The sequence below is a fragment of the Nonlabens marinus S1-08 genome (genome assembly GCF_000831385.1).
GTDB classification, from domain to species: domain Bacteria; phylum Bacteroidota; class Bacteroidia; order Flavobacteriales; family Flavobacteriaceae; genus Nonlabens; species Nonlabens marinus.
On the sequence record NZ_AP014548.1, the window covers coordinates 1832776 to 1852689 of the forward strand.

Here is a 19914-nt window from a genome sequence, read left to right on the forward strand (position 1 = left end):
ATATTCAACTTCCTACTCACAAAAATTGAATTCCTACCTTTAACCGCTGCAAGATATACCCTATGCGTGTACTCCAAATTATTGACACCCTACATCCTGGAGGTGCTGAGCGAATGGCTGTTCAAATCGCAAACGGTCTCGTGGGTATTGTAGAGTTATCTGCTCTATGTTGTACAAGGGAAGAGGGTTTTTTGAAACAACAATTACATCCTGAAGTAGTCTTCTTATTTGCAAATCGCGAGGGACAGGTGGGTTTCAAAGGAATCTTTAGAATAAATAAATTTATAAAGGCTCATAGGATTACTCATATTCATGCGCATAGCTCTTCTATTTATACTAGTTTCCTATTGGCTTTTATATTTCCCAAGCTTAAAATCATTTGGCATGACCATTATGGAAATGCTCAGTTCCTAGAAAATCGACCCATTTGGAAAATTAAATTAGCTACTAAAAAGGTAGACGCTATCATTTCCGTCAATCCAGATCTTAAAAACTGGGCTTTCAAAAATGAGTTGTCTAAAAACCTTTTTTACTTACCCAATTTTGTGGAAGACAGAGGAAGTGATACTAAAGAAGTATCGTTACCAGGCATTGATGGTAAACGCATTGTATGTCTAGCTAATTTAAGACTTCAGAAAAATCACGCCTTATTGTTGAAGGCTTGGAAAGAGTTACACTATATCTTTCCAGAATGGAATCTTCTGTTAGTTGGGAAGGGCTTTGAAGACGATTATCAAGAAATGATAGAGAGCTTAATACACAACAATCAATTAGCTACTAGCGTTCACCTATTAGGTGCTCGAACTGATATAGATGAAATTTTGTCTAGCTCAGATATTGCGGTTCTATCATCTTCCTCTGAAGGCCTACCGCTCGCTTTGTTAGAATATGGATTAGCAGGTTTGCCTGTGGTAGTTACAGATGTAGGTGCTTGTAAAGAAGTCGTGCAAGGGTTGGGTAAAGTCGTACCAGCAGAGAACGTTGATGCTTTAAAATTAGCAGTATCTGAATTGATAGAAACCCCAGAATTACGAGCCACTTTGGGAGCTGCCTTTCAAAAGCATGTACGAAATACATATGGAGCCCAGAATTATTTGAATAAATTGCTAGACATATACCAAAGAACGAATGATTAAGGTTGAAAAGCTTTCTTATCCCATTCTCATTATAGCACACTTAATAATGGCGCTAACGGTTGTGGTAGTTCCATTTACAGCGACCATTTTCTTTTATTTGATTACAGGGTATTTCACGCTTCGGATTTTTTCAAATGCAGATCGTGCTCATGAGGCCCTCTTGGCGGCTTGTTATCTGACTTGTTGGGAGGTGTTTCTGCGCATGAACAATGTCTTGTTCTTTTATGAAATGATTAAATATCTGGTATTGATATTTATGAGTTTAGGTATTTTTTACCGTGGCTTTTCCATTAAGTCTTTGCCCTACGTAATATACCTACTTTTAATGATCCCTAGTATCGTAGTTGCATCTCAAGCCATACCACTAGGAGAAAGTTTACGTAAAGCAGTAGCCTTTAACTTGAGCGGTCCTGTGACTTTAGGTGTGGTCGCGATTTACTGTTATCAACGAAATATTGAGGTGAAACGACTAGATGAAATACTCAAAATATCAGTTGGTCCGATCGCAATGTTGATGTTGTACTTATTTCTAGTCACTCCAAATGTGAGAGACATTGTGACCAGTACTGCCTCTAACTTTGCCTTATCAGGCGGTTATGGGCCTAATCAAGTAGCGACTGCACTGGGTATAGGTATGTTTATTTGTTTTGCCCGTTTTTTACGAGAACGCGACTTTTGGACGAATGTCATTGACATAACGCTGCTCATAGGAATGACCTATCGGGCGTGGCTTACCTTCTCTAGAGGTGGAGTTATTACCGCAGCGGCAATGATAATATCTGTGGTGATTACTATATTTATTTTAAAACGTTCCTCATTTCGAGTTTCTATGTTGCCTAAATTAGTTGTTCTAGCGTTCGGTGTCGTATTAGCATGGGGCTTCACCTCACTAGTTACGAAAGGGTTGATAGATAAACGCTATGCCAATCAAGATGCCGCAGGAAGGATTAAAGAGGACTTGAGTACTGGTAGAGAAGAGTTAATAACTATTGAGTTGGAGGCTTTTGCAGAAAATCCTATTGCCGGTATAGGAGCGGGTCAGGTGAAATACTACAGGGCAAAAAAGGATGGTATCCTTGCAGCTTCCCACAATGAGACCAGTCGCTTATTATCGGAGCATGGAGCCATCGGTATTTTATCCTTATTGGTTTTGATTTTTACACCACTCATTTATAGATTCAGTCACAGGCGTAATACCTATTTTTATGCCTTTTTAATTTTCTGGTTTGCTACGATCAATCACAGCGCCATGCGAATCGCTGCGCCTTCGTTTATTTATGGATTAGCCTTGCTAAACGTCATTCCAGATAGGAAGAAAAAAAGATCGATAGCAAAATTGAACCGCTGGGAGAAAAGAGGCTTTCGTCGATCAACTTCAGTTCCGATAATCGCAACACCATCAACATGAGTGCAGGTCGCATTCTATACATTGGTAATCAATTGTCAAACGCTGGCAAGACCTCCACAACCATTGATACGTTGAGTGTTTTACTGCAAAAGGAAGGCTTTAAAGTAAACACAGCCTCCTCTGTTTCTAATAAGTTGCTGCGTTTGTTGGATATGATACGAGCGACACTTAGGTATACGAATTGGTCTGATTACGTGTTAATAGATACGTACAGCACTCAAAATTTCTGGTATGCGATTCTAATAGGAAAGTTGTGTGAAAAACTTCAGTTAAAATATATACCGATCCTCCACGGTGGTGCACTTCCTAATCGACTTAAAACGCAGCCCAAATTATTACTCAATTTTCTTGAAAAGGCACATCAAGTCGTGAGTCCAAGTGATTATTTGAAGCACGCTTTCGCGAAAGCGGGATTTCACAACATACAGATTATACCCAATTCCATTGAATTAGAGCGGTATCCCTACATCAAACGCAAAACTTTTGAACCGAAATTATTATGGGTACGTTCTTTTGCAGAGATATATCATCCGCAAATGCCACTAGAGGTTTTGAAGACCTTGCAAACCATATTCCCAAACGCCCAACTGACCATGGTAGGCCCAGATAAAGATGGAAGTCTAGGTCTTTGTCAAAAAATAGCGGAAGCTGAAAATCTAAATGTGACTTTTACTGGTTTATTAACCAAGGAACAGTGGATCGAACTGGCCGCCACTCATGACATTTTTTTAAACACCTCAAAATTTGATAACATGCCAGTGAGTGTCTTAGAGGCAATGGCTCTAGGACTTCCTATAGTATCTACAGATGTAGGAGGTATTCCCTTCCTTTTAACGAATAGCTTGAATGCATTACTAGTATCAAATGGGGATGTACAGACTATGTGCGCATCCGTAACGGAGTTAGTCGAGAATAATGGACTGGCTCAAGATATTTCTTACAATGCTCGTAAATTAGTCGAACACATGGATTGGCAACACATTAAATCTCTGTGGAATAACTTGTTGAGCGATTAAACAATATATTTGATTCCGTTTTGACAATCCCCTAAATGACCAAAACTGGTTCCATACACTTCGAAATTTCTGAACGCAAGATTCTCTTACGTATCATTGATATAAGCGTGGTCTTGCTTGCTGTAAACCTGATTGGTATCTTATTTGATTTGCGCTATTTCAAGATCGATCTTGAAAATTGGGAATGGTCGGTCATGCTTGGTTTTTATATTTTCTTTTTTGCCAATGTTTTTGAATTGTACGACCTTAAAAAAGCCAGTCGCATTAACAGTACGTTACGCAGTGTGACATACACGGCTTCACTAACAGCGCTAGCCTATTTATTGACGCCATATTTAACGCCAACCCTACCAGATAACCGACTTCAAATCCTCTATTTTTTCGTTACAATTACAGGCTCACTGATGATATGGAGGGCCATCTACATTAAGTTATTTGCAAGCTCTAGGTTCAACAAACGCATAATTATTGTCGCTGATGCAGTGGATGCAGTAGATATAGCCCAAAGCCTGCAAGAGGCAGATCCTAATTATTTTATTGAAGGCTATATCAATACCGATGCTAGCGTTATGATAGGTCATGACGACCGCTTACCCATTCTAAGCATGGAGGAAGCCATGGATAAACTCAATCATGAGAACGTATCTGAAATTGTAATTGCAAGTGCTAATGTGGAAGGAATTACTCCGGCCATATATTCTTGGCTCATAGAACTGGTAGAAACTGGTTATTCGGTCAGGGAATATACGCAGGTGTATGAAGAGATGACAGACCGGGTGCCTGTAAGTTTTGTAGGTAAAGATTTTTATAGATACTTTCCATTTGCACGGAGTAATCAAAATCAATTATACCGGGTATATCACAGAACTTTTGATATACTAGTGTCCTTAGTTGGGGTCTTATTAGGCTTGTTGATTTTACCTATAGTAGTGCTAGGAAATATACTTGGCAACCGTGGATCGTTATTCTATACTCAGGTAAGAGTGGGACGCAATAGAAAGGAGTTTAAGATTATAAAATTTCGTACTATGGTGATGAATGCCGAGAAAGACGGTGCTCAGTTCACAGTAAAAAGAGATGTGCGCGTAACCTTCTTCGGTAATTTTCTAAGGAAGACGCGGATTGATGAGTTCCCTCAATTCTTCAACATTCTCAAAGGAGAAATGAGCGTTATAGGTCCTCGTCCTGAGCGTCCTGTGTTTGTAAAAACCTTGACAGAAAAAATTCCATTTTATGAAACTCGGCATATTGTGAAACCTGGATTAACAGGATGGGCACAGGTTAAGGCAAACTATGGAGAGTCTTATGAGGATCATTTAAGAAAACTCCAGTATGACTTATTCTACATCAAAAAGCGCAGTATTTTCCTCGATATTCGGATTCTAGTGAAAACCTTGAGCACGGTTATATTTTTCAAAGGACAGTAGGTGGAGTAAACCTCAAATTCCAAGCTCCAAATGGCAACACTACACCTTCGATCAGGATTATAGATAAATTCGAAATTCAGCGGGCACCACTTACAAAGGACAACTCGCGTTCCCTGCGGGAACTCTCGTGATTTAAGACAAAAGACTTTTGGTGTGATGAATTCATCATTGTTTTTGCCTTGAACCTAAAATCAAGAACCATAATGTCATACGTCTTACGTCAGCGACATCAGAGCGCAGCGATGATGGAGCCAGTCTTTTGTCAAGATTGTGGTCTAGTTCAAAATTCAGTGGATGTAGGACAAAGGACAACTCGCGTTCCCTGCGGGAACTCTCGTGACTTAAGACAAAAGACTTTTGTTGCAGTGAATTCATCATTGTTTTTGAATTGAACCTGAAGTCAAGAACCATAATGTCATACGTCTTACGTCAGCGACATCAGAGCGTAGCAACGATGGAGCCGGTCTTTTGTCAGCAAGATTAAAGCTCAGCGATAAACGAGCCAGTCGTACGTCAGCGACATCAGAGCACAGCGATGATGAAGCAACTTGGTTTACTTGCGCTTCATCTTTCCTCGCTTAAAAATCGCGAATAGGAGTACAAATAATCCCATACCGCAAGCAATTCTAGCAATATAATCACCGTGACGGCTATAAAAAGTGATTTCGTCAGAGAGCCCGATGGTTGCTTTAATAGATCCTCTTTTTTCATAGGCTAAGCGGTGAGTGACTGTACCGGTAGGAGTAATGATCGCACTAATGCCAGTGTTTGCACTGCGGGCAATCCAGCGTCTGGTTTCGATGGCCCTCAGTCTGGCGATACTTAAATGTTGTTGATGTCCTTGGGTATTTCCCCACCAGGCATCATTGGTAATTATCGCTAGGAACTGCGCTCCATTTTGAATATAATCACCTACATACTCACCATAAACCGACTCGTAACATATTACTGGAGCAACCAGAGTCCCATGAGTACTTTGAAAAACAGATCTGTTGCCCTGAGTCGTTTTGGTTCCCATGGTACCCCCTAGATCAATCATTACATCTCCCAATAGCGGTTGCAGAACTGACTTGTATGGAAAATTCTCCACACCCACTACTAATTTTGACTTATGATACAATTCAGGCGCAAAACCTGGTTTAAGGAAAAAAGCACTGTTGAAGTCGTTGTAATAAAAATCTCCTTGCGGGAAATAATTGGTTTGAGAGGTAGCTTTATCAGCATCTCTAAACCGCTCTAATATAGATATCCCGCCTAGAAAGGAAGTCTCGGGATTTGCTAGTAGGTATTGCTGCAAGTTATTTACACTGCGGTCGTAGGGAATGCTATTTAATTCAATAGCATCTGCAAGTACGGTTTCAGGGGCAATGATGAGGTCCGTTTCCGGAGTTATTTTCTCTTGTGAAAGCTGCTCAATCAAACGAACAAGGCTGTCATTATCGAGATCGTATTTCTCTACGTACGGCTCTATATTTGGTTGCAACACAACAACTTCCGTGGTTCTCTCAGGAAGATCATCGTTAGGCTTCAATAGTAAAGAAGCTATAATAGGAAGAAGCAGACAAGTCGCTGCTACTCGCACAAATTTGACACCTATAATAAGGCTGAAGGTTTTTCCGCTTTCGCGAAAGCGAACCCACAACAAATACAATGCAATGTTTGAAACCCAAATCCACAGAGAACCACCGAAGGTTCCTGTGTACTCATACCATTGAATCCAGGAGGTATACTCGCTAAACCCATTGCCCAGATTGAGCCAAGGCCAGGAGAAGTCCCAGTGCAAATGCAAGTATTCAAACCCGATCCAAAGACATACTAAAAATGTAAGTCCTGCGCCTGTGGTCGATCGTCTCGCAAACAAATGATAACACCAGAAAACAGCCGCCATCAGTAAAGAATTGACCAAAACCGCAAACCACATCCCAAATGCCGTGGAAAAATACAACCATGAGGTAGTGGCAATATTCCAGATAAAAAAAGCTAGATATCCAACTCCAAGAACCTTCCATCCACGTTTTTTAGTTTCGGAGAGTCTGATGTTACGCTCTGCCCATAATAAGGGAACAAATGCGATCAATAACAGCGCTGGAAAACCATACGTAGGCCATCCTAACCAAAGTAAAATTCCTGTGATTAACGCGAGCAATAAATTCTTAGGCATAGTTGAAGTCGGTTCTACTGCTAAAATAAAGTGTAATTTACAGAACTAGGCAGTTTCAAGTTTGCTATCTACTAAAAACAGACAGGTCTACATTCAATGAAAAAATATTTGAATAAATTGCAGCACTGGAATCGCCAATATCAGTCAAGGCATAATTGATGGAAATTCCTTTGTATTTGAAGCCTATACCTATGTTAGGCTGGAATGTCACATCTTCATTACCATCTGGTTGCTGTACATTCTGGAAATTACCAACGCCAGCTCTAACAAAAACCAGATTGGTATAGCCATATTCTAACCCAATGGCAGGCGTTGCACTAACTGCACTGCTGGAGATGACATCATTGGTTTGTATGAACCTCATGTTCAAGTCTACTTCTGCCGTCAATACGTGATCGTAGTGAAACGTAAATTCACGAGCAGCTCCCAATTGTAATTTAGGCAAGGTAATTTCAGTAGTTTCTGGAAGTTCTTGGTTTTGATTTTCTACTGCACCGCTCACGCTAGCATAAGCCTCCTCATCAATGGACCAGGTGTTATAGGTAGTCGTGATATCTCTAGCCATTAAACCGAAACTCCACTCGCCACGCTCCATTTGTAGACCTAGATCCAGTCCAAAACCTATGGAACTCGCAAAATCACCTATGACACGACGTATTACTTTTACATTCCCACCATAGGAGAAGCCGTCCAGTTTAGACTCTCTTGCATAGGAAGCAGTAAAAGCCCAGTCTGCTGTTGAAAATGTCGATATACGGTCGTAATTAATATTTCCTTGATCGTCAATCAGCTGGGTGGTATTCAAAATGTCGTCCACTGAAAACCGAATGATGGAAAACCCAAAGGCACTTTGATCATCAATGGGCATTGCATAGGAGCCATAATTGTATTGCGCAATATTTGCAAAATAATTGGCATGCATGAGAGATAGCTCTTTTTGCTCTAGCCGCATCAACCCTGCAGGGTTCCAGTAACCAGAGTTTGCATTTCCAGTTTTGGCTACCACGGCATTACTCATCCCTAATGCCGCAGCATCGACACCTATATTTAAAAATTCGTTGGAGTAGGCTCTTGAGGTTTGCGCTTTCGCGAAAGCGGAACAAATCAAAATCACTAATAGAATAAAAGTCCTCAATGGCATGATGGTTCTGATCGCAAATATCTAGGTTTATCCCTTAATAACTTCATAATGTTGTGGATATTGTCCTGCCACAGCACCCGTAGCGCTAGGAATTTAATGCATATTTGTACCTATGAAACAGTGGATTCCTAATTGTATTACGCTTCTAAATTTGTTGTGTGGTTGTATTGCCGCATTATTTGCTTTTACAGACGACCTGATTATCGCAGGTATTTTTGTGGCAGCCGGTATTTTCTTAGATTTTTTTGACGGTCTTGCTGCTCGGTTTTTAAAAGTATCCAGCGATCTAGGGGGTGAGCTGGATTCCATGGCAGATTTGATCACTAGTGGTCTAGTACCAGGAATTGTGATGTTTCAATTGCTGAATGATTCACTGGGCGTCAACTTGATAGAAGGGGCCTCTTCTTTTAAATTAGGCATGAATGAGCACGCGATTTCTCACCCTTATGTAGCATTAATTGGTTTTCTTATAACTGCTGCTAGTGCCTTGCGACTGGCACGTTTCAATCTAGACACGCGTCAAACCGATTCGTTTATAGGATTGCCTACGCCGGCTAATGCGATCTTTATTATCTCTTTAGGAATCATCGCTCAAATCACAGATACAGACTGGATCTATATGATTCTAGATAACCCATACATTCTTACAGCTATAACACTATTCAGTTGTTATATCTTAAATGCAGAACTACCGCTTTTCGCATTAAAATTTAAGAACTTCGGTTTTAAAGGGAATGAAATACGTTGGGTTTTCCTAGCAGTATCCGTAGTACTAATTCTACTGTTGCAGCTGTACGCAGTACCTTGTATTATCTTGATTTATGTGTTTATGAGCTTGTTCCCACAAGCAGAAAAATCTCTGTAAGCTTAATCTGTAAAAATCTTCTTTTTACGCAACTCAAAGTTTTGGCCTAAATACACCCTGCGTACCACTTCGTCGGCAGCCAATTCTTCTGGGTTCCCTTGCTTTAAGATTTTACCTTCAAACATCAGGTAGGTTCTATCGGTAATGGCAAGTGTTTCTTGAACGTTGTGATCGGTAATAAGAATACCAATATTCTTTTTAGTCAATTGCGCCACGATACGTTGAATGTCTTCTACCGCCACTGGGTCCACTCCTGCAAAAGGTTCATCTAGTAAAATAAAATTAGGGTTTGTCGCCAGTGCTCTGGCAATCTCTGTACGACGGCGTTCTCCACCTGATAATAAATCACCACGACGTTTGCGTCTGTCAGTTAAACCAAATTCCTCCAGCAACATATCCCGACGTTCTAATTGCTCTTTTTTAGAAAGGTCTGTCAATTGCAAAACTCCTAGAATATTATCTTCAATAGAAAGCTTCCTGAAAACGGAAGCCTCTTGAGCTAGGTAACCAATACCATTTTGTGCCCTTTTGTACATAGGGTATTTTGTAATATTGGTCTCATTGAGAAATACCTTGCCACCGGTAGGTTTGATCAATCCTACCATCATGTAAAAAGTGGTAGTTTTACCAGCACCGTTAGGGCCTAAGAGTCCAACGATCTCGCCTTGATTGACTTCTAGAGATACGCCTTTAACGACGGGTCTGCCTTTATAGGCTTTCTGTAAATTATCAGCGGTGAGCTTTTGTTGCATAGAAGACAAATTTAGGTTTTCCAATTCTCAATTTTCAATTCTGTATTCAGAATTTAGTAGCTTGCGGTAAAATACATCACAAAATGAACATTCCTAGATTCCTTATAGGGGACAACGCTCATTATCCAGAAGATATTTTCATCATTCACATGGATTATCCCAGATTCATCATCAACTTAAAAGATGATGAGGTAGAATTTTTAGAAGAAATTGAAAAGAAAGACAAAGAAGAACTGGAAGAAGAAACCAAAACCTTGATTGAAGAAGCCAGCCGCTTCTATGACGAGCAGATGGAGATGTACGAGAATGAATGATATCAAAGAACTAGACTGGAACGCCACGCTCTACCTCAATGATTGGGGAGGCGATGGGGTAGATCTATTCTTCAATATCATTACTCACAAACTATACTCGATTCCTTTATACTTGCTGTTGTTTTTCTTTTTCCAAAGAAAATTAGGCTGGCGCAACCTAGGGATTGCGTTAATCGCTATTGCTCTTATGATAGCGGCAAGCGATCAATTGGCCAATTTATTTAAAGATGGTTTTGAAAGATTGCGACCTTTTAGAGAGCCTGGGCTGGAAGGATTGATTTCTAAAGTAGGAGATAGCGGCGGTACTTACGGGTTCTATAGCGCACATGCGAGTAGCGTTTTTGCCCTAGCCACATTTACTATTCTGCTGTTTCGTAAACAACAAGCGTGGTTGACCTGTCTAATTATAGTTTGGGCGATCACTGTCGCCTACAGTCGCGTTTATTTAGGATTGCATTATTTGGGCGATGTACTGATGGGGGGTTTGATGGGAATTCTTCTAGGTTTTCTATGCTATCATTTGTTCGCTTTCGCGAAAGCGAAATATGGAGTCAATGCATCTTAAACCTATGATTTCAATAATCGCTCCGCTGCCTCAAAAGCGGTGATTTTCTTTTCTAAAACCTGTCGCTCTAGTTTTTCTATCAACAGCTGAATTTCAGGGCGGTTGTAAAACTCCGACTTCAATTGGTCTTCAATGGTTTGATGCAACCAGAACAATTCTTGATTATTTCTGCGGTTCTCAAAACTGCCGCTCTCGTTGGTATAGTTTTGGAATTCAGTGATTTTCTGGTAGACTTCTTCAATGCCTAGATGATTCAATCCACTTGCGGTAAGTACTTTTGTGCTCCAACCATGTTCTTTTTCAGGCAGTAGGTGTAAGGCATTTTGGAACTCTCGTTTAGCATGTTTTGCGGCGGTTTGATTTTCTCCGTCTGCTTTATTTATGACGATCATGTCTGCCATTTCCATAATTCCTCTTTTAATACCTTGTAAATCGTCGCCAGCTCCAGCGAGCTTGAGTAGTAGAAAGAAATCTGTCATGCTGTGAACAGCAGTTTCACTTTGTCCCACGCCCACGGTTTCAATGATGATAAAATCGAAGCCTGCAGCCTCGCAAAGAACTATAGCCTCTCGGGTTTTACGAGCTACACCTCCTAGCGTGGTTCCTGCTGGACTAGGCCTGATAAAGGCTTTTTCACTCTTCACCAATTCCTCCATACGCGTTTTATCGCCTAGAATACTGCCACGAGTAATACTACTAGAGGGATCAATAGCCAGTACCGCTACCTTCCTTCCTGACTCAATCAGCGTGCTGCCTAGGGATTCGATAAACGTAGATTTGCCCACGCCTGGAACGCCTGTGATTCCTAATCTAAAGGAATCGCCAGAGTAGGGAAGGGCTTTGCCTAAGATCGCTTTCGCGAAAGCGGAATCTTTACCCGCCGTACTTTCAACCAAAGTGATCGCTTGACTCAATGCGCTAATGTTTCCTTGCTGAATGGATTCAAATAACGCCTCTATATCAATAGATGCTTTTTGTCGCCTGAGTTTAGGATTGATGTGTGAGGATTCCAAATGTTACCGATTATGCTCTAAAGATCGCAAATCTAAAGGGAAAGTCCACTTAACAATCCATTTCCTTACATGGATCGTGGCCCCAGTTTTTCAAACTGTACCTCCAGTCAGATTCCTTAATGTCGCTGCTAGGTTTTTGTGCGCTGTGACGGTGAACGTAACCTATCACTTCATTCATATGGTTATAGTTAGCAGCCGTCAACTCATCTTTTTTCTTGTTTTTAATCTTGATAATTTTACGGCCAGATTTGTGTCCTATGGACTCTCCATCGCCGCTATCTTTACCTACACTTTTAGATTTTTCAGTATCCAGCCAGTCTTCTAGTTCACTAGGCGTCATGTTGACTACATTGTAAAACTCATCATAGATCTCGTCTTTGCTCTTGTCGCTCATGTTTTTTGTTTTCAAGATACTAACTATTGCAATCTGAAAAACCTACAAGAATGTTAAGTCGATTGGTCTCGCAACACTATTCTAAAGCTGATTGATAGTAGCTATAATGATTATACCAAGGGTAATCATGGATAGAAATAATATAGGTAGTGTATATTTTAAACCTGTGTTACGAACTAACTGTATTATAGCATAGAGAATTGACCCAAGAACTACAGCAATCATAGGGATCGTCATCAACTCACCAATGATTTGGATGAATTGAAAATTCCATTGATTTAAGGCTACTATAATTAACATTATGAAGTAAATCAATGCTATACCATTTAGTATAAATACGATCTTATTTATCTTCATGACCTTCGTTAGTAGATTTTGAATTTGTAATGTACTGCAAAATAAAAATGCCTTACTGTTAAGCAAGGCATTTTTTGTTTGTTACGCTTTCGCGAAAGCGAACTTATCAATAAATTAAAACTTTTCTAAAACCCATTCTCCTTTATTGATCAATGGAATGGCAGCTTTATACTTACAGCTTTTAGATTCACCAGTCATGACATTTTTGATGGTCACCTGATCATTACGGCCTATTTTAGGTTGGTCGCGCGTGATGGTTTCAGTCACTGGCTGGCGTTGTTGTTGACTTGCGCCAGCGCCTACCGCACGTGCTTGTGCTGCTTGCTCATCGCTGTTCAACACTTCATCCTTAGAGGTAGTGGTTTTTTCTGCCTTTTGCTCTCTAGCTTCTTTGATCGCTGCGGTGTCCTGAGTAGGTAAATCGCCTTTGAACATAAATCCAATTACTTCCTTATTCACCTTATCGATCATTTCTTTGAAGAGTTCAAAAGCTTCAAATTTATAGATCAGTAGCGGGTCTTTTTGTTCGTGAACCGCTAGCTGTACGCTTTGCTTCAACTCATCCATTTTACGCAAGTGCGTTTTCCAGGCGTCGTCGATAATCGCAAGTGTAATGTTCTTTTCAAAGTCAGTTACTAAAGAACGACCTTCAGACTCATAAGCTTCCTTCAAATTAGTAGAGACATTCAATGTTTTGATACCATCTGTAAATGGTACTGCGATACGCTCATAATTGCGCTCGTCGTTTTCTACTACATTCTTAATTACTGGGAACACCTCTTTAGCTGTGCGTTCCATTTTTTGCTTGTAGTGATCGTAAGCTGCTTTATAAATAATAGAAGCAATCTGTTGCTCGCTTTTGCTCTTAAATTCCGCCTCAGTAATCGGGCTGCTCATAGAGAAGTAACGAATCAACTCAAAGTCAAAGTTTTTGAAGTCTTGAGAGATCTTATTAGTCTGCGCTATGTTCTCTGAAATATCATAGATCATGTTAGCAATATCCACTGCGAGACGATCTCCAAACAAGGCATGGTATCTACGCTTATAGATTACCTCACGCTGTGCATTCATGACATCATCATACTCCAGCAGACGCTTACGAACTCCAAATGCGTTTTCTTCTACTTTCTTTTGCGCACGTTCAATGGATTTAGAAATCATGGAGTGCTGAATCACTTCGCCTTCTTTCATTCCCAGTCTGTCCATGGTTTTAGCCATACGTTCTGAACCGAATAAACGCATCAAGTTATCTTCCAGCGATACATAAAACTGAGAGCTTCCTGGGTCTCCTTGACGACCCGCACGACCTCTTAACTGTCTGTCTACACGACGGGAGTCGTGACGCTCTGTACCAATGATGGCAAGACCACCTGCTTTTTTAACCTCAGGAGATAGTTTGATGTCCGTACCACGACCTGCCATGTTGGTAGCTATCGTGATTTGTCCCGGATTACCGGCTTCTGCGACTATTTCCGCTTCCCGTTTGTGTTGCTTGGCATTCAAAACATTGTGGTCAATACCCGCGCGTTGCAGTGTACGACTTAATAATTCTGAAATATCAACCGATGTTGTACCAATCAATACAGGACGACCTGCTTCTTTCAAACGTGTAATTTCTTCAATCACCGCACCGTATTTCTCACGTTTCGTTTTGTAAACCAAATCCTGACGGTCGTCACGAGCTATAGGACGGTTGGTAGGAATTTCTACCACATCCAATTTATAAATTTCCCAGAATTCTCCAGCCTCAGTAACAGCAGTACCTGTCATACCAGACAGTTTCTTGTACATACGGAAGTAGTTCTGCAATGTAATGGTAGCAAAAGTTTGCGTCGCATCCTGAATCTTTACATTCTCTTTGGCCTCAATCGCCTGGTGCAATCCATCGCTATAACGACGACCGTCCATAATACGACCGGTTTGTTCGTCTACGATCATTACCTGCTCTTCGCTGGTAGTTTTGATGGCGCCAGTAGTAGCATCACGTGTCTTTTTATCCTTAGACATTACCACATATTCCGTATCGCGCTCAAAAAGCGTGTATGCTTTCAGTAGCTGGTTAAGCGTGTGAATACGTTCAGATTTCACAGCAAATTCACGGAAAAGCTCCTCTTTTTTCTCTGCTTCCTCTTCTTTAGAAAGCCCAGCATTCTCTATGCGGCCTATTTCCATTCCTACTTCAGGCATGATAAAGAATTCAGGATCATCGTCACCTGAAAGGAAGTCAAGTCCCTTGTCAGTAAGTTCTACTTGATTGTTTTTTTCGTCAATGACAAAGTACAAATCCGCATCTACCGTAGGCATCTCGCGGTTGTTATCCTGCATGTAGTGATTCTCCGTTTTTTGAAGTAAAGTTCTATTTCCTTCTTCACTCAGGTATTTAATCAAGGCTTTATTCTTCGGCAACCCTCTGTAAACTCTTAGTAGTTCTAATCCACCTTCCTTAAGGTCGCCTTCAGATATGAGTTTTTTGGCTTTCGCCAAAGTTTGCGTCAATTCTTTACGTTGCGCATTTACAATATTGTCTACTGGGCGCTTAAGAACGTCAAATTCCTGACGATCTCCTTCTGGTACTGGTCCAGAAATAATCAATGGGGTACGAGCATCATCAATTAAAACGGAATCCGTTTCATCAATAATTGCATAATTGTGTTTGCGTTGTACAAGGTCACCAGTGGCGTGAGCCATGTTATCTCTCAAGTAATCAAAACCAAATTCATTGTTGGTTCCATAAGTAATGTCAGCTAGGTAGGCATTTCTACGAGCTGTAGAATTAGGTTTGTGATAATCGATACAATCGATCGTCATACCATGGAATTCAAATAAAGGTCCGATCCAGGCGCTATCACGTTTAGCCAGGTAGTCATTCACGGTTACCACGTGAACCCCATTACCAGTTAGAGCATTTAAGTAAACAGGTAGGGTCGCTACTAGTGTTTTACCTTCACCTGTTTGCATTTCTGCAATTTTACCTAGGTGTAATGCGGTACCACCTATAAGTTGAACATCATAATGAATCATGTCCCAAGTGATTGGCTTTCCTGCGGCATCCCAAGAGTTGGACCAGATCGCATGATCGCCATCTAGAGTCACATAATCTTTTGTGCCACTTAGTTCTCTGTCCCGCGCACTAGCTGAAACTCTTAATTCTGTATTATGGAAAAAGCGTTTGGCTGTTTCTTTAACTACGGCAAAGGCCTCTGGCATGATTTCATTCAATACCACTTCTGCCTCGTCATAGGATTGTGCTTCTAGCTTGTCTATCTGTTCATAGATTTCCTCCCGCTTGTCAATATCTTCCTCTGCATTAGCATCTTCTTTCAAGGATGCAATTTGCTGTAGCGTGTTCGCTTTCGCTTGAGCGATCTTTTCTTTGAACTCTGCTGTTTTTTGCCTTAACTCATCTAGAGACAAAGCTTCCATTGCAGACTCGTAAGTCAGCGTTTTGGTTACAGTAGGTTGTAGTTCTGCGACATCTTTTTTTGATTTATCGCCTACAAATATTTTTAAAACGGAATCTAATAGTCCCATGAATTGTTATATAATTGATTAATAGCTATTTAACTTAAGTAAAATGCTCTTGTAAAGTTCTTAAATTAAAAGCAAAAAAAAAGCCTCTTACGAGACTTTTATAGGGTTGTGATGTCTAGTATTCATCCTCATTCCAGAGGTAATCATCGTCAGTTGGATAATCTGGCCATATTTCTTGGATAGATTCATACATATCGCCTTCATCTTCAATAGCTTGTAGGTTTTCCACAACTTCTAATGGCGCTCCTGTACGGATCGCATAGTCGATAAGCTCATCCTTTTCTGCTGGCCAAGGTGCGTCACTCAAATAGGAGGCAAGTTCTAGTGTCCAATACATAATGTAACTCGTTTATTTATTTTGCAAAAATAGACGTATTGCCCACTTTTGCAAGTTTTTTTGATAATTTAAGATTCAAGATTTTAAAGAGCGGTTAAGCTTTTGGAAATCAATTCGTTTTAGTCAAAGTTTGAAGTGTGTATTTCCTTGGTTGGCTGTCGTTTTTCTTCAATAGATGAGGAAGCCCGGCCCAGCGATCTTATTATTTTTTAGGAATCCACTTGATTTCTTCTGCCTGAAGATCTTTGGACAATTTACGTGCCAGTACAAATAGATAGTCAGAAAGTCTGTTGAGGTATTTGAGAACTTGTGGGTGAACAGGAGTTAATTCGTTAAGTGCTGTAGATAAGCGTTCTGCGCGTCTGCAAACTGTTCGAGCGATGTGACAGAATGACACAGATTGATGCCCTCCAGGCAATATGAAATGAGTCATGGCTGGCAAAGCTTCCTCCATTTGATCCATTTCATGTTCTAATTTTAAAATATCAGTATCAGTAACTTTTGGAATGGTAAGTCGTTCTTTCCCATTTTTAAGTAACTCTTTCTCTGGCGGAGTAGCAAGTATAGAGCCTATGGTGAATAAACGATCTTGTACTTCTATTAAAAATGCTTGCGTTTTCTCGTCAACTTTTTGATCTCTAAGGAGTCCTATCCAGGAATTAAGCTCGTCTACTGTTCCATAACTATCAATGCGTAAATCATGCTTAGGCACTCGGCTGCCTCCAAATAATGAAGTCTCACCAGTATCGCCTGTTTTTGTATAGATTTTCATAGTTGTTTATTAATTAGGGAATGGGATCGTTCTTATGATCCACCACTTTTATCTGTGAGTTGATCTCTAAGAGTGATTCAATGAACTTATTATTGTTAACTGGGCTAATGTAAAGCTCACTGTAATTTTTAGAACTGATGATAATACCATTACGCGCGGTTGCCGGCTTCAAACCTACCCATAGCGTAGTGTTTTTTGTTACCTGTCTAATATCGGCTATCTTAATTGAGCCTCTAATAGGGCCAGATACGTATTTGAGCTCTCCGTTTTCAAGAACATAATAGGTATGCACAAGTATCCAAAGCAAAAACAAAGGAACTGCGAGTATCAAAACAATACTTGGAATCCAGATGTCCAAATCTTTATTTGTATTGTTGAGCGCAGAAAAAAGAAGATAGAGCATTAAGGTGGATACAACAATAACCACGCTTATCATCAAAAATCCTTTTTTGCTTCTAAACTTCATTATTATGATTTTTCTTATTCTACCTTAGATTGCTGTTCTACAGCATCCCAATACTCATAAGCTCGACGCAAGTGCGGGATGACAATGGTACCACCTACTAATGTAGCGATGGACAAAGCTTCTACCACCTCTTCTTTAGTTAGGCCAGCCTTATGGCTTGCCTCTAAATGGTATTTGACACAGTCATCACACCTCAAAACGGTACTGGCAACTAGACCAAGTAATTCTTTAGTCTTTTTATCTAAGGCTCCTGCTGCAAAAGCATTGGTGTCCAGATTGAAGATACGTTTGATAATTTTATTATTGTCTTCTAAGATCGCGTCATTCATTTTTGCGCGGTAGGAATTGAAGTCTTCTACGATGTTACTCATGGGGATTTATTGAGATTGTTTTGCTAATTTTCTTTTGGCTCTCGCCTCACGTTTTAAAACGAATTTTGATATGTAAATACTCAGCTCATATAATATGAGAACAGGTATGGCAACTATAATTTGGCTAGCGATGTCTGGCGGTGTGATGACAGCAGCAACGATCAAGACTATGACTAGAGCAAACTTGCGGTATTTGCGCATACCTTCTGGTGTCGCAAGACCTATTTTAGTCAGGAAATAGATGATAATAGGCAGTTCAAACAAAATTCCACTGGCTAAGGCACTGGCCCTGATATAAGCGACATAACTTTGAATGCTAGGTTGGGTTTCTACAAAATCACTCAACTGGTAGGTCAACATAAAATGAACCGATAGTGGTGCAATCACGTAATACCCGAACACCACTCCTATAAAGAATAGTAGGCTGCTCACGATAATGAAACCGCTGCTGTATTTGCGCTCATTGTTTTTGAGTCCTGGAGAAATAAATTTCCAAAATTGCCACAATACCCATGGAAAAGCCACTACAAATCCAACGGTTATTGATGTCCAAACGTGAACACTGAACAAATCAGACATTTCTCTTGACTGCAGGATGAAATTGAAGTTAGGATCACAGAATTCGCTTTCAATCCCAAAGAAGCGACCTATTTTACAAAAGGTCTGATAGGTTACAAAGTCTCTTTTTATGGGGCCAAATATGACTGTATCAAAGATGAATTTGCGAGCTAAAAATGCGACGACTGCACCTATCATAATTCCTATGATGGAGCGAATCAGGCACCAGCGCAATTCCTCCACGTGGTCCAGAAAGGACATATTATTAGGGTCTGCTTTCTTACGTGCCATTTATACGATCCCTTCTCTAATGACGTCGTGAATGTGAACCACACCTGCATAGTTATCCTGCTCATCTACCGCAATCAATTGCGAGATGTGTTTTTCCTCCATGAGTTCCCTAGCCTGTATCGCCATCCAGTCGGTTGGAATGGTTTTAGGATTTTTACTCATGATATCTTGAGCTACAAGTGAATCGATGTCTTTACCACTAGTGAGCATACGTCTTAAGTCCCCATCGGTAATGATGCCTTTCACTTTTTTGTCTTCCACGACTACAGTCATTCCCAGCATATTTTCTGAGATATTCACAATGACTTCTCTCATAGAGGTTTGCAGTGCTACTTCTGGTTTGCTGCGTTGATCTGATAGATCGCGTACTCTTAGGTATAATTTTTTACCTAAGGCGCCACCAGGATGGTATCTGGCAAAATCTTGATCGGTAAATCCTTTTAGTTCCAGCAGGCTGACTGCCAGTGCATCACCTATTACCAACTGGACTGTAGTGCTGGTGGTAGGAGCAAGACCGTTAGGGCATGCTTCTTCTTGAATAGGAGCCAGTAAAACATAATCTGCCTCTGTCCCAAGGAAAGAATCTCGATTACTGGTAATCGCAATTAATTTATTGCTGAAATTTTTTATGAGGGGAACGAGCACTTTGATCTCTGGAGTGTTTCCGCTTTTAGAAATACACACCACTACGTCATTTTTTTGTACAATTCCTAGGTCGCCATGGATCGCATCAGCGGCATGCATGAAAATGGCTGGTGTGCCCGTAGAGTTCATGGTTGCTACAATTTTCTGCGCAATGATAGCACTTTTACCTATACCAGTAACGATGACTCTTCCTTGCGATTGGTGGATGTGGAGTACCGCTTTCGCGAAAGCGGAATCCACCACATTTTCCAGTTCTTTGACAGCATTTGCCTCAATGCGAATGGTGCGTTTTGCTACTTCTAGAATTTGATCTGCGGTGCTCAAAGGCAATTGGGTTTTGAACGATTTGTGTAAAACGAATTTAATCGTAAATTTAAGGGTACAAAGATAAACA

The 19914-nt window shown here is 40.5% G+C and carries 20 protein-coding genes; 7 read left to right on the forward strand and 13 right to left on the reverse strand.

Going from position 1 to position 19914, the window contains the following annotated elements; all coding sequences use genetic code 11:
- Positions 1-62: 62 nt before the first annotated feature.
- From NMS_RS08390 to NMS_RS08405, 4 genes are read left to right on the forward strand one after another with little or no spacing between them, the layout of a single operon-like run.
- Entirely contained in the window at positions 63-1136 is a 1074-nt protein-coding gene (locus tag NMS_RS08390) for a glycosyltransferase family 4 protein (protein ID WP_041496299.1), read from the forward strand.
- A complete protein-coding gene (locus NMS_RS08395) occupies positions 1129-2544 on the forward strand; it encodes an O-antigen ligase family protein (RefSeq protein ID WP_084217667.1) in 1416 nt (471 codons plus the stop codon). The genes NMS_RS08390 and NMS_RS08395 overlap by 8 nt, the downstream gene beginning before the upstream one ends.
- Positions 2541-3560, forward strand: coding sequence for a glycosyltransferase family 4 protein (locus NMS_RS08400; protein WP_041496300.1), 1020 nt, complete (start codon positions 2541-2543; stop codon positions 3558-3560). Before NMS_RS08395 ends, NMS_RS08400 begins: the two co-directional genes overlap by 4 nt.
- A 35-nt stretch (positions 3561-3595) precedes the next feature.
- The gene (locus NMS_RS08405) at positions 3596-4987 is read left to right on the forward strand and encodes an exopolysaccharide biosynthesis polyprenyl glycosylphosphotransferase (RefSeq protein WP_041496301.1); all 1392 of its coding nucleotides are present in this window, start codon (positions 3596-3598) and stop codon (positions 4985-4987) included.
- A gap of 165 nt (positions 4988-5152) precedes the next feature.
- On the opposite strand, the gene NMS_RS13835 is transcribed toward NMS_RS08405, so the two are convergent.
- From NMS_RS13835 to NMS_RS08415, 3 genes are all read right to left on the reverse strand, one after another.
- The gene (locus tag NMS_RS13835) at positions 5153-5365 is read right to left on the reverse strand and encodes a hypothetical protein (RefSeq protein WP_148311360.1); all 213 of its coding nucleotides are present in this window, start codon (positions 5363-5365) and stop codon (positions 5153-5155) included.
- 175 nt (positions 5366-5540) lie between these two features.
- Positions 5541-7148 (reverse strand): apolipoprotein N-acyltransferase, encoded by a 1608-nt coding sequence (gene lnt, locus NMS_RS08410; RefSeq protein WP_041496302.1) that lies wholly within the window; start codon positions 7146-7148, stop codon positions 5541-5543.
- Positions 7149-7212: 64 nt separating this feature from the next.
- A complete protein-coding gene (locus NMS_RS08415) occupies positions 7213-8289 on the reverse strand; it encodes a putative type IX sorting system protein PorV2 (protein WP_041496303.1) in 1077 nt (358 codons plus the stop codon).
- A gap of 112 nt (positions 8290-8401) precedes the next feature.
- Between NMS_RS08415 and NMS_RS08420 the strand changes: the two genes are divergently transcribed.
- Positions 8402-9154, forward strand: a complete 753-nt coding sequence (locus NMS_RS08420) for a CDP-alcohol phosphatidyltransferase family protein (protein WP_041496304.1) — start codon at positions 8402-8404, stop codon at positions 9152-9154.
- A 2-nt stretch (positions 9155-9156) separates the two neighbouring features.
- Here the strand turns inward: NMS_RS08420 and lptB are convergent, their stop codons facing one another.
- Positions 9157-9906, reverse strand: a complete 750-nt coding sequence (gene lptB, locus NMS_RS08425) for an LPS export ABC transporter ATP-binding protein (RefSeq protein WP_041496305.1) — start codon at positions 9904-9906, stop codon at positions 9157-9159.
- Positions 9907-9989: 83 nt separating this feature from the next.
- Here lptB and NMS_RS08430 point away from each other — a divergent pair, with 83 nt between their 5' ends.
- Both NMS_RS08430 and NMS_RS08435 read left to right on the forward strand, forming a co-directional pair.
- Positions 9990-10220, forward strand: a complete 231-nt coding sequence (locus NMS_RS08430; RefSeq protein WP_041496306.1) for a hypothetical protein — start codon at positions 9990-9992, stop codon at positions 10218-10220.
- Entirely contained in the window at positions 10213-10785 is a 573-nt protein-coding gene (locus tag NMS_RS08435) for a phosphatase PAP2 family protein (RefSeq protein ID WP_041496307.1), read from the forward strand. The genes NMS_RS08430 and NMS_RS08435 overlap by 8 nt, the downstream gene beginning before the upstream one ends.
- 2 nt (positions 10786-10787) lie before the next feature.
- Here the strand turns inward: NMS_RS08435 and meaB are convergent, their stop codons facing one another.
- The 9 genes from meaB to NMS_RS08485 all read right to left on the reverse strand — a co-directional run bounded on the left by meaB (position 10788) and on the right by NMS_RS08485 (position 19844).
- Entirely contained in the window at positions 10788-11798 is a 1011-nt protein-coding gene (gene meaB / locus NMS_RS08440) for a methylmalonyl Co-A mutase-associated GTPase MeaB (protein WP_041496308.1), read from the reverse strand.
- A 49-nt stretch (positions 11799-11847) separates the two neighbouring features.
- Positions 11848-12192: a DUF3140 domain-containing protein gene (locus NMS_RS08445; RefSeq protein ID WP_041497599.1), complete on the reverse strand. Its 345-nt coding sequence runs from the start codon at positions 12190-12192 to the stop codon at positions 11848-11850.
- A gap of 471 nt (positions 12193-12663) precedes the next feature.
- Complete coding sequence (secA, locus tag NMS_RS08455; RefSeq protein ID WP_041496310.1) at positions 12664-16080, reverse strand: preprotein translocase subunit SecA; 3417 nt, start codon at positions 16078-16080, stop codon at positions 12664-12666.
- Positions 16081-16195: 115 nt separating this feature from the next.
- Positions 16196-16417: a DUF2795 domain-containing protein gene (locus tag NMS_RS08460; RefSeq protein ID WP_041496311.1), complete on the reverse strand. Its 222-nt coding sequence runs from the start codon at positions 16415-16417 to the stop codon at positions 16196-16198.
- Between the two features lie 202 nt (positions 16418-16619).
- Positions 16620-17189 (reverse strand): cob(I)yrinic acid a,c-diamide adenosyltransferase, encoded by a 570-nt coding sequence (locus tag NMS_RS08465; RefSeq protein WP_041496312.1) that lies wholly within the window; start codon positions 17187-17189, stop codon positions 16620-16622.
- 13 nt (positions 17190-17202) lie between these two features.
- Positions 17203-17655: a PH domain-containing protein gene (locus NMS_RS08470; RefSeq protein WP_041496313.1), complete on the reverse strand. Its 453-nt coding sequence runs from the start codon at positions 17653-17655 to the stop codon at positions 17203-17205.
- A gap of 14 nt (positions 17656-17669) precedes the next feature.
- The gene (locus tag NMS_RS08475) at positions 17670-18026 is read right to left on the reverse strand and encodes a carboxymuconolactone decarboxylase family protein (RefSeq protein ID WP_041496314.1); all 357 of its coding nucleotides are present in this window, start codon (positions 18024-18026) and stop codon (positions 17670-17672) included.
- A gap of 6 nt (positions 18027-18032) precedes the next feature.
- Positions 18033-18875: a twin-arginine translocase subunit TatC gene (gene tatC / locus NMS_RS08480; RefSeq protein ID WP_041496315.1), complete on the reverse strand. Its 843-nt coding sequence runs from the start codon at positions 18873-18875 to the stop codon at positions 18033-18035.
- Positions 18876-19844 (reverse strand): KpsF/GutQ family sugar-phosphate isomerase, encoded by a 969-nt coding sequence (locus NMS_RS08485; protein WP_041497600.1) that lies wholly within the window; start codon positions 19842-19844, stop codon positions 18876-18878.
- Positions 19845-19914: the final 70 nt, after the last annotated feature.

Coding starts and splice junctions, on each gene's coding strand:
- NMS_RS08390 (WP_041496299.1), top strand. CDS start 63: ATGCGTGTACTCCAAATTATTGACACCCTACATCCTGGAGGTGCTGAG.
- NMS_RS08395 (WP_084217667.1), top strand. CDS start 1,129: ATGATTAAGGTTGAAAAGCTTTCTTATCCCATTCTCATTATAGCACAC.
- NMS_RS08400 (WP_041496300.1), top strand. CDS start 2,541: ATGAGTGCAGGTCGCATTCTATACATTGGTAATCAATTGTCAAACGCT.
- NMS_RS08405 (WP_041496301.1), top strand. CDS start 3,596: ATGACCAAAACTGGTTCCATACACTTCGAAATTTCTGAACGCAAGATT.
- NMS_RS13835 (WP_148311360.1), bottom strand. CDS start 5,365: ATGATGAATTCACTGCAACAAAAGTCTTTTGTCTTAAGTCACGAGAGT.
- lnt (WP_041496302.1), bottom strand. CDS start 7,148: ATGCCTAAGAATTTATTGCTCGCGTTAATCACAGGAATTTTACTTTGG.
- NMS_RS08415 (WP_041496303.1), bottom strand. CDS start 8,289: ATGCCATTGAGGACTTTTATTCTATTAGTGATTTTGATTTGTTCCGCT.
- NMS_RS08420 (WP_041496304.1), top strand. CDS start 8,402: ATGAAACAGTGGATTCCTAATTGTATTACGCTTCTAAATTTGTTGTGT.
- lptB (WP_041496305.1), bottom strand. CDS start 9,906: ATGCAACAAAAGCTCACCGCTGATAATTTACAGAAAGCCTATAAAGGC.
- NMS_RS08430 (WP_041496306.1), top strand. CDS start 9,990: ATGAACATTCCTAGATTCCTTATAGGGGACAACGCTCATTATCCAGAA.
- NMS_RS08435 (WP_041496307.1), top strand. CDS start 10,213: ATGAATGATATCAAAGAACTAGACTGGAACGCCACGCTCTACCTCAAT.
- NMS_RS08445 (WP_041497599.1), bottom strand. CDS start 12,192: ATGAGCGACAAGAGCAAAGACGAGATCTATGATGAGTTTTACAATGTA.
- secA (WP_041496310.1), bottom strand. CDS start 16,080: ATGGGACTATTAGATTCCGTTTTAAAAATATTTGTAGGCGATAAATCA.
- NMS_RS08460 (WP_041496311.1), bottom strand. CDS start 16,417: ATGTATTGGACACTAGAACTTGCCTCCTATTTGAGTGACGCACCTTGG.
- NMS_RS08465 (WP_041496312.1), bottom strand. CDS start 17,189: ATGAAAATCTATACAAAAACAGGCGATACTGGTGAGACTTCATTATTT.
- NMS_RS08470 (WP_041496313.1), bottom strand. CDS start 17,655: ATGAAGTTTAGAAGCAAAAAAGGATTTTTGATGATAAGCGTGGTTATT.
- NMS_RS08475 (WP_041496314.1), bottom strand. CDS start 18,026: ATGAGTAACATCGTAGAAGACTTCAATTCCTACCGCGCAAAAATGAAT.
- tatC (WP_041496315.1), bottom strand. CDS start 18,875: ATGGCACGTAAGAAAGCAGACCCTAATAATATGTCCTTTCTGGACCAC.